This window comes from Arthrobacter sp. JCM 19049 (assembly GCF_001310435.1).
Map to the genome: position 1 here is coordinate 1 of NZ_BAXF01000617.1, position 1,134 is coordinate 1,134.

The following is a 1,134-nucleotide window of genomic DNA, read 5'->3' on the forward strand; positions in this document are numbered from 1 at the left end:
GTGAAGGACGCCGGGGCGAAGAACGTCATCCTGCTCATCGGCGACGGCATGGGCGATTCGGAAATCACGGCCGCCCGCAACGTCGCCGAGGGTGCCGGCGGCTTCTTCAAGGGGCTGGACGCGCTGCCGCTGACCGGGCAGTACACCCACTACGCACTGGACAAGGAAGGCAAGCCGGACTACGTGACCGACTCGGCCGCCAGCGGGACCGCCTGGGCCACCGGTACCAAGTCCTACAACGGTGCGATCTCGGTGGACATCAACGGCAAGAGCCAGCAGAGCCTGCTGGAACTGGCGAAGGAAGGCAACCTCGCCACCGGCGTGGTCACCACCAGCGAAATCCAGGACGCCACCCCGGCCGTGCAGTATTCGCATGTGGCCGAGCGCAAGTGCTATGGCCCGGAGGCCACCAGTGAGAAGTGCGCGCAGAACGCCCTGGAAACGGCGGCGCCGGCTCGATCACCGAGCAGATGCTGGCCACCCGTCCGGACCTGGTGTTCGGCGGCGGGGCGGAGACCTTCGCGGAGAAGGCCAAGGCCGGGGACTACAAGGACAAGACCCTGCGCCAGCAGGCCAACGAGCGCGGCTACACGATCGTGGAGGACACCGCCGGGATGCAGCAGGCCCAGGCGGCGAACCAGGACACCCCGCTGCTGGGGCTGTTCGCCGAGGGCAACATGGAGGTGCGCTGGACCGGGGACCTGGCTTCCAAGGACGGCATCTCCAAGCCGGCCCAGCAGTGCAAGGACAACCCGGCGCGGGACTTCGAAAAGGCCCCGGACCTGAAGAGCATGACCTCCAAGGCGATCGACCTGCTCAAGGACGATGAGGACGGGTTCTTCCTGCAGGTCGAGGGCGCCTCGATCGACAAGCAGGACCACGCGGCGAACCCGTGCGGGCAGATCGGCGAGACCGTGGACCTGGACGAGGCGGTGCAGGAGGCGCTGGCCTTTGCCAAGGAAGACGGTGAGACCCTGGTGGTGGTCACCGCCGACCACGCGCACACCAGCCAGATCGTGGCCCCGGACACCGAGTCCCCGGCGCTGACCTCCAAGCTGGTCACCGCGGACGGCAGTGAGATGGCGATCCTCTACGGCACCGGTGAGGAGGCCGCCTCCCAGGGCCACACCGGCG

General features: G+C 68.0%; 1 protein-coding gene and 1 pseudogene. Both read left to right on the forward strand.

Annotated features, from left to right (window positions below):
- Positions 1 to 48: 48 nt before the first annotated feature.
- Positions 49 to 369: pseudogene (locus JCM19049_RS21250) on the forward strand (alkaline phosphatase); the annotation flags it as partial.
- Between the two features lie 101 nt (positions 370 to 470).
- Positions 471 to 1,134 (forward strand): alkaline phosphatase (locus JCM19049_RS14985; protein ID WP_279403327.1); only part of this gene is annotated, 664 nt, incomplete at its 3' end.